Origin of the sequence: Methylobacterium sp. B1, from assembly GCF_000333255.1 — a bacterium.
Classification (GTDB): domain Bacteria; phylum Pseudomonadota; class Alphaproteobacteria; order Rhizobiales; family Beijerinckiaceae; genus Methylobacterium; species Methylobacterium fujisawaense.
This window is the reverse complement of record NZ_BACT01000507.1, coordinates 1-7,276: the sequence shown is the minus strand read 5'-3', so window position 1 is coordinate 7,276 and position 7,276 is coordinate 1. Positions and strand designations below refer to the sequence as shown.

The 7,276-nt window shown below is 70.5% G+C and carries 9 protein-coding genes; 7 read left to right on the top strand and 2 right to left on the bottom strand.

What is annotated here, in order from left to right:
• Positions 1-259 (top strand): hypothetical protein (locus I53_RS14960; RefSeq protein ID WP_148291149.1); only part of this gene is annotated, 259 nt, incomplete at its 5' end.
• A 230-nt stretch (positions 260-489) separates the two neighbouring features.
• Here I53_RS14960 and I53_RS14955 read toward each other — a convergent pair.
• The gene (locus I53_RS14955; protein ID WP_043352013.1) at positions 490-705 is read right to left on the bottom strand and encodes a hypothetical protein; all 216 of its coding nucleotides are present in this window, start codon (positions 703-705) and stop codon (positions 490-492) included.
• Positions 706-1,119: 414 nt separating this feature from the next.
• On the opposite strand from I53_RS14955, the gene I53_RS14950 reads away from it, so the two are divergent.
• From I53_RS14950 to I53_RS14940, 3 genes are read left to right on the top strand one after another with little or no spacing between them, the layout of a single operon-like run.
• Entirely contained in the window at positions 1,120-2,250 is a 1,131-nt protein-coding gene (locus I53_RS14950; protein ID WP_043352011.1) for a S1C family serine protease, read from the top strand.
• Entirely contained in the window at positions 2,247-2,495 is a 249-nt protein-coding gene (locus tag I53_RS14945) for a hypothetical protein (protein WP_043352009.1), read from the top strand. Before I53_RS14950 ends, I53_RS14945 begins: the two co-directional genes overlap by 4 nt.
• A 3-nt stretch (positions 2,496-2,498) precedes the next feature.
• Positions 2,499-3,269, top strand: coding sequence for a DnaJ domain-containing protein (locus I53_RS14940; RefSeq protein ID WP_043352007.1), 771 nt, complete (start codon positions 2,499-2,501; stop codon positions 3,267-3,269).
• Between the two features lie 104 nt (positions 3,270-3,373).
• On the opposite strand, the gene I53_RS14935 is transcribed toward I53_RS14940, so the two are convergent.
• Positions 3,374-4,843 (bottom strand): D-alanyl-D-alanine carboxypeptidase, encoded by a 1,470-nt coding sequence (locus tag I53_RS14935; RefSeq protein ID WP_043352005.1) that lies wholly within the window; start codon positions 4,841-4,843, stop codon positions 3,374-3,376.
• A gap of 412 nt (positions 4,844-5,255) precedes the next feature.
• On the opposite strand from I53_RS14935, the gene I53_RS14930 reads away from it, so the two are divergent.
• The 3 genes from I53_RS14930 to I53_RS14920 form a co-directional block, all read left to right on the top strand.
• Positions 5,256-5,528: a phasin family protein gene (locus I53_RS14930; protein WP_251982324.1), complete on the top strand. Its 273-nt coding sequence runs from the start codon at positions 5,256-5,258 to the stop codon at positions 5,526-5,528.
• A gap of 189 nt (positions 5,529-5,717) precedes the next feature.
• On the top strand, positions 5,718-6,104 hold the full coding sequence (clpS, locus tag I53_RS14925) for an ATP-dependent Clp protease adapter ClpS (RefSeq protein ID WP_043352001.1): 387 nt from the start codon (positions 5,718-5,720) through the stop codon (positions 6,102-6,104).
• A 37-nt stretch (positions 6,105-6,141) separates the two neighbouring features.
• Positions 6,142-7,276 (top strand): AAA family ATPase (locus I53_RS14920; RefSeq protein WP_043352016.1); only part of this gene is annotated, 1,135 nt, incomplete at its 3' end.

Here is a 7,276-nt window from a genome sequence, read left to right as displayed (position 1 = left end):
CGACGTGCGCAACAGCCAGGCGCTGGTCGATCTGTACCGGGCCTGGGGGCTGCAGCTCCTGATCGCCGCCCCCGAGGACAAGCGCACCACGCTGACCGAGGTGATGGATACGATCGTGACGGTCTATAAGAGCCCGGATCTCACCTCGGTGCGGATCGAGGCCGAACATCCCCTCGAGGCGGCCCGGCGGGCGCTGCACGCGATCAACCCCGACCAGATCGGGATCGAGGGGTTTCGCCAGCCGGACGCGGCGGAGTGATCGGCGCCGGGGTCGGCGCCTTCGGGCGATCAGAGCCCTCACGGTCGTGACGCGCGTCGCGACCCTTGCCTTCGGGACGTTCGGAAACGTGGTGCTCGCGGTTGCTGCGCGCCGCGTGCCAGGACAGCGGCGCCGACGCCATCACCGGGAGGGCTCACCGAGCCCGCGCAGGGCCGGGGCGGGGCTCGCGCCGCCATCCCCGGTATCCCCGTTCTTCGTCGCGCCGGGCGTCAGTTCAGGTAGGTGCGGATCCAGTTCGGCGAGAGGATCTCGCCCTCTTCGGTGATGATCCAGGGCTGCTTGGCCGGGTCGGCCAGGGCACCGGCCGCGGCCGCGATCGCCTCGCGCAGGGTGTCGTAGCGCTCGGGCTGCGCAAGCGGGGCGCTCGCCGGGGCCGTGCGCCAGATCGTCAGATCCGCGGGCCGTTCCAGAGCTTCGGTTTCCATGGGTACTCGTCCTTCCGAACCGTTTTGGACCGTTCAGATCGCCGCCGCCGGACTGGGCCGAGGAGCGGTGGCGATCGAGGGTCTGAGCGTCAATGCAAGCATCTCTGCGGCAGCTTTGCGATCAATTCGGGCGGTTTTCGAAGCCAGCACCCGGTGCCGAGGCACGAGCGTGGGCGGGGTTCGGTGTTCCATGTCCGTATTGAGCACAGCTGAGCTGCCCTGGACTTGCGAGAATTGTGGCTCCTGAATGGTGACCATTCCGTTAGCCAGTCTGCACCGGTCGCCGACGTGCGCCAGAACACGTCAGGAGCCTGTCGGCGGCGGCGCCTCTCTGTGTTGACGCCCCGATCCTGAACGCGCACTTAAGGCTCCGCCCGTCGAGGGCCTGCCTTCGCGCTTCTTTCGGAGACACCCGTGCCGGATCGTACCGTGCGCATCGTCCTCGCCGCGGTCCTGGTCCTGCTGGCGCTCTACGTCGCCCAACCCTACCTGCAACCGCTGCTCTACTCCGCCGACACGCCGCGGGCGGTGATGGCCCGCGGCGATCTGGCGCCGGCCGAGACCTCGACCGTCGCGCTGTTCGAGCGCGCGAGCCCGTCCGTCGTTCACGTTTTCGCGCAGGGGGCGGCGCAGAACCGAGACCTGCTCGACCTCGACGACCAGGGTGGCGACCAGGGCGGGACGCAGACCGGCACCGGCTTCGTCTGGGACGGCGCCGGCCACATCGTCACCAACACCCATGTCGTGCAGAACGCCGCGCAGAGCGGCGGATCGGTCTCCGTCCGGCTCGGCGACGGCGAGGTGGTCCCCGCGACCCTCGTCGGCCTGGCGCCGTCCTACGACCTCGCCGTCCTGCAACTCGGGCGGGTGCGGCACATGCCGCCGCCGCTGGCGATCGGCACCTCGGCGGATCTGAAGGTCGGGCAATCGGCCTTCGCCATCGGCAACCCGTTCGGCCTCGACCACACCCTGACCACCGGCGTGATCAGCGCCGTGCGGCGGCGCATGCCGACCAGCGAGGGGCGCGAATTGTCCGGCGTGATCCAGACGGATGCGGCGATCAATCCAGGCAATTCCGGCGGGCCCCTCCTCGATTCCGCGGGCCGGTTGATCGGCGTCAACACCGCCATCGTCTCGCCATCCGGCGCCAGCGCCGGGATCGGCTTCGCGATCCCCGTCGATGTCGTCAACCGCATCGTGCCGGAGCTGATCAAGGCCGGCCGGGTGCGCAATCCCGGCATCGGCATCATCGCCGCCCAGGAGGCGGCCACCGCGCGGCTCGGCATCGACGGCGTTGTGATCGTGCGGGTGCTGCCCGGCTCCCCCGCCGCGCAGGCCGGGCTGCGCGGCGTCGACCCGCAGACCGGGGATATCGGCGACGTGATCGTCGAGGCCAACGGCCGCCCGGTCCATCGGCTCGCGGACCTGACGGCGGCCATCGAGGAAGCCGGCCTCGGCGCCGGCGTGACCCTGAAGGTGGTGCGCGACAGCCGGATCCGGCAGGTCCGCGTCACCACGGCTGACGTTGCGGAGAACCGGCAATGACGCGCCTGCGCCTGGCCCTCCCCGTCATCCTCCTCGCCGGTGCGGCGCAGGCCGGCGAGCCGCCGGCGCGCGCGCGCCTCTGCCCGGAGAATCTGCCCGAGGGCGTGCGTCTCCCGCCGCAGCCCGGCTGCGACGCCGACGTCCGCCCGCCGAAGCCGCGCCGTCCCGGCTTCTTCGACCTGGGCGACGGGACCAGCATCCAGATCGGCGGGAGCGCCTCCGCCACCTATGGCGTGCGGCGCTGAGCGATGGTGTTGTTTGCCGGCCTGCTCGCCTGCCTGACCCTGTGGTGGCTGTCCAAGAACGGCGGTCTCGGCCGACGGATCAGGCGCGGCCTCGGGGCAGGCCTCGGCTCAGCCTTCGGCTCAGCCCTCGGACGTGTGCGGCTGCCGACCTTCGGCGCCTTCGCGCTGCTCGCCGCCGGGTTCCTGCTCCTGCGCGGGAATTTCGTCCTGGCGGCGCTGCTCGGGCTCAGCGGCGTCTGGTTGATCGAGGGGCAGGCCGCGATGACCGCGCGGCTCCGTCGCCTGATCCGGCCGGACCCCGGTCAGGGGCCCCGCGATCCTGCGGATCGCCGCTTCCGCACGACCCTGATCGACGCGCTCCTGCGCCCGGACGGCAGCCTGCGCACCGGCCGGGTCATCGCCGGGCCAAGCGCCGGCACGTCGCTCGACGCCATGCCGACCGGTGCCGTGGTCGAGCTGCTCCGGCTCTGCCGCCTTCGCGACGCCGCGGGCGCCGCCCTGTTAGAGCCGTATCTCGACCGCCGGGCGCCCGGATGGCGTGTAGACGCTGAGCGCGATCGCGACCCGCGGCCGCGCCGTCCGGCGAACCCAGGGACGATGACGCAGGAGGAGGCGTACCAGGTCCTGGGGCTTCAGCGCGGGGCGACCGCTGAGGAGATCCGGTCGGCCCACCGGTCTCTCATGAAGCGGGCTCACCCCGACCAGGGAGGCAGCGCCGAGCGGGCGGCGCGCGTCAACGCGGCCCGGGACAGGCTTCTGAACCGACATCGCTGAACTCCACGCGCGTTGTCAGAGAGATACCGATCGTCGGCCGCGGACGAACTCGGTCGCGGCCGTTCCGTGTCGGCGCGCGGGCGCGCCGGCCGGTCTCCGGAGCCTCAGCTCCGGGTGGCGAAGCAGCTGAAGCCGCTGCGCTTCAGGGCCGAGCAGGCCTCCTGGGCGGAATCCTGCTCGGCGAAGCCCGAGAAGCGGGCCCGGAACAGCGTGGTGCCGCCGTGCTCGACCTTGACGGTGTAGGGTGCGGCCTTGGAGAGGCTGCCCCCCACCTTGGCACGCGCCTCAGAGAGCATCGACCGGGCCTTGCCCTCGTCGTCCATGGCCCCGAGCTGGATCACCCAGGCGGTGGGGACGACGCGGGCGCCGGAGACCGCCTTCGGCGGCTCGTCGCGCTCGAGGGAGGCCACCCGGGCCGTGGATTTGGACGCCCCCGGGAAGGGCGGCTGGGCATTGCCGCCGCCGGCATAGGCCTGGGCCGCCTTCGGGATTCCCTGCGGCCCGGGCTTCCAGGTGCCGCCCGGCGTGGTCGTCTTCGAGGGCGACAGGTCGAGGGGCTCGCCGGTGGTGCCGGTGGTCTCGACATCCTCGTCGTCGGCGGAGGCGACCTGCGTGCGGGTCCGCGAGACCGCGTCGGCGACGACTGCCGGGCGGGCGCGCTCGGCCACTTCGGTGACGGCGGGCGCGACCCGGGCGCCGGCATAGGCCCGCGGCAGGCTGGACCGGACGAGATCGGCCATGATCCGGTCGCGGCTCGCGCCGGACTTGCCGCCGAGCACGATCGCCACGATCTGGCGGCCGTCGGACTTCGCGGCGGTCATCAGGTTGAAGCCGGAATCCCGGGTGTAGCCGGTCTTGATCCCGTCGACGCCCTGGACGTTGCCCAGCAGGTGGTTGTGGTTGCCGATCACCCGGCCGCGGAACGCGAAGGACCGGGTCTGGAAGTAACGGTAATAGCGCGGAAACCGGTCCTGGATCGCCTGGGCGAGGACGGTCAGGTCGCGGGCGGTGGTGAGCTGGTCCGGGTCGGGCAGGCCCGAGGCGTTGGCATAGCGCGTCCGGCTCATGCCCAGGGCATGGGCCTTGGCGGTCATCATCTGGGCGAAGCGCTCCTCGGAGCCGGCGATGTTCTCGCCGATGGCGCAGGCCACGTCGTTCGCCGACTTCGTCACGATCGCCTTGATGGCATCCTCGACCGTGATGGTCTGGCCCGGCCGCAGGCCGAGCTTCGACGGCGCCTGGGCGGCGGCGTGGGCCGAGATGGTCAGTTCGGAATCGAGGGCGAACTTGCCGCGCTCCATCTGCTCGAACAGCATGTAGAGCGTCATCACCTTGGTGATCGAGGCCGGGTGCCGCAGGGCGTCCTCGTTGACCGCGTGCAGGGTCTTGCCGCTTTTCACGTCCACGACCATCGCGGCGTAGGGCGGGTTGTAGCCGCCGGTGGCCCGGGCATGGTGTTGGTGCCGGCCGCGCCGGGCCTCGGCCGGCGAGGCCAGGGCCGTCAGGACCGCGGCGGCCAGGATCGCGGCCGGGAGCGCTGGAATCGTCCGGGAGCGGCCTACTACGCTACGCATCACGCCTGATTGCCTCGCGAGACCGGATCTGGCCGGTCGTATCCCCTGCAGAGCCTCCCGCCGATCGCGTGGCCCCGCTGCATCAGTGGAGAGTTAGGCAGGTGCAGTTACAGGCCCGTTAATGCGATCGCGGCGAATGCCGGATCGTGTCGTTCCGGCCATCGTTTACGGTCGATCGCTCGCGGANCGTCACCGGCCTGCCAACCCATGCCGGTTGCGGCCGACGGTCTTACCCGCCCGAGCTTGACGCTGGCTGTCGCGCCGCACACTCTCGCGCGATCCGNAAGAGGTCGGTCACGGGTGGCCGGCAGGTTCGGCGGCGGTCTGGAGATCGGCGATGCAGAGGCCCCCTGCCCTTCCGTTGAGCCCGGTCGTCTCCGGGTTCAGAACGCCCCTTCATCGGTTCGGGATCGTGAGTCGGGCGGCCCAGACCCTCGGGATCACGTATGCCGACTCGTTCAAGACGGCGTTCGACGATCTCGGGGCTACCTCGCGGGCGCTGGCGGCGGCCCGCGGCCCGGCCGAACTCGTGGCGGTTCAGGCCGCATATCTGAACCGGGCCGGGGCGCGCGCCACGGCCCGCTCTGCCGCGGCCGGCGACATGATCCTCGGCCTCACCGGCGCATTTCTGCGGCCGAAGGCAGCGCTCGACGGCGCGCCCCGTCCCGGATCGGCGCAGACGTGAGCCGCTGGCGCATGATCAGCGAGGCGGACAAGTGCGCACAGGCGTCTGGCGAAGTCGGCTCACCGTCTGTAGATTAACGGCCGTGGAGCCGAGCGCTGCTCCCGGCAGGCCAGGACTGGATCGGCCGTCAGGGCCGGCGGCGCCCGCTCCAAACGAGGGATCGGTTCGACGCACATGACACAGGTCCCCATGCAGGGCACCGCGAGTTCGACGAAGGTTCACTGGCCGGCGCGCAAAGCGGTCACGGCGTCCGGTTCGCGCGCCCCTGGCGGCGACGACCGGTCCAACACGGCGATCATCACCCGCACCAAGCCGCGGACCAAGCGGCCGAGCCTGTACCGGGTACTCCTTCTGAACGACGACTATACGCCGATGGAGTTCGTGGTCCTGGTGGTCGAGCGGTTCTTCAACAAGAGCCACGAGGACGCCTACCACATCATGATGCACGTGCATCAGAACGGGGTCGGCGAGTGCGGCGTCTTCACCTACGAGGTGGCGGAGACCAAGGTGACGCAGGTCATGGACTTCGCGCGCAAACACCAACATCCTCTCCAGTGCGTTATGGAAAAGAAATAGGCGCCGCTCGCGGTAGGCACCCACACAGAGGCCAGCTTTGCCAAGCTTCTCACGCAGCCTAGAACAAGCTCTCCACCGCGCCCTGGCGCTGGCCGGAGAACGCCGGCACGAATACGCGACGCTGGAGCATCTCCTGCTCGCCCTCGTGGACGATCAGGATGCGGCCGCGGTCATGCGTGCCTGCAACGTCGAGATCGACACGCTCAAGCGCAGCCTGGTCGACTACGTCGACACGGAACTCTCCAACCTCACCGGGGACGGACGGCAGGACGCCAAGCCCACGGCGGGCTTCCAGCGCGTGATCCAGCGGGCGGTGATCCACGTCCAGTCCTCCGGTCGCGAGGAGGTGACCGGCGCCAACGTGCTCGTGGCGATCTTCGCCGAGCGCGAGAGCCACGCCGCCTACTTCCTGCAGGAGCAGGACATGACCCGCTACGACGCGGTCAACTACATCAGCCACGGCATCGCCAAGCGCCCGGGCGCCTCCGAGGCGAAGCCCGTGCGCGGTGCCGAGGACGAGGGTGCCGCCGAGCGCCCGAGCGACGAGGGGGATCCCCGCGGCGGCGCGAAGAAGAAGGGCGACGCGCTCGACGCCTACTGCGTCAACCTCAACAAGAAGGCCCGCGACGGCAAGATCGACCCGCTGATCGGCCGCGAGACCGAGGTCCAGCGGACCATCCAGGTCCTGTGCCGCCGGCAGAAGAACAACCCGCTGCTCGTGGGTGACCCGGGCGTCGGCAAGACCGCCATCGCCGAGGGGCTGGCCCGCAAGATCATCCAGCACGAGGTGCCGGAGGTCCTGGCCGACGCGACCGTCTTCTCCCTCGACATGGGCACGCTGCTCGCCGGCACCCGCTACCGGGGCGACTTCGAGGAGCGCCTCAAGCAGGTGATGAAGGAGATCGAGGCGCACCCGAACGCCATCATGTTCATCGACGAGATCCACACGGTGATCGGTGCCGGTGCGACCTCGGGCGGGGCCATGGACGCGTCGAACCTGCTCAAGCCGGCGCTGGCCTCGGGCACGCTGCGCTGCATCGGCTCGACCACCTACAAGGAGTACCGCCAGTACTTCGAGAAGGACCGCGCCCTGGTGCGCCGGTTCCAGAAGATCGACGTCAACGAGCCGTCGATCCCCGACACGATCGAGATCGTGAAGGGCCTGCGCCCGT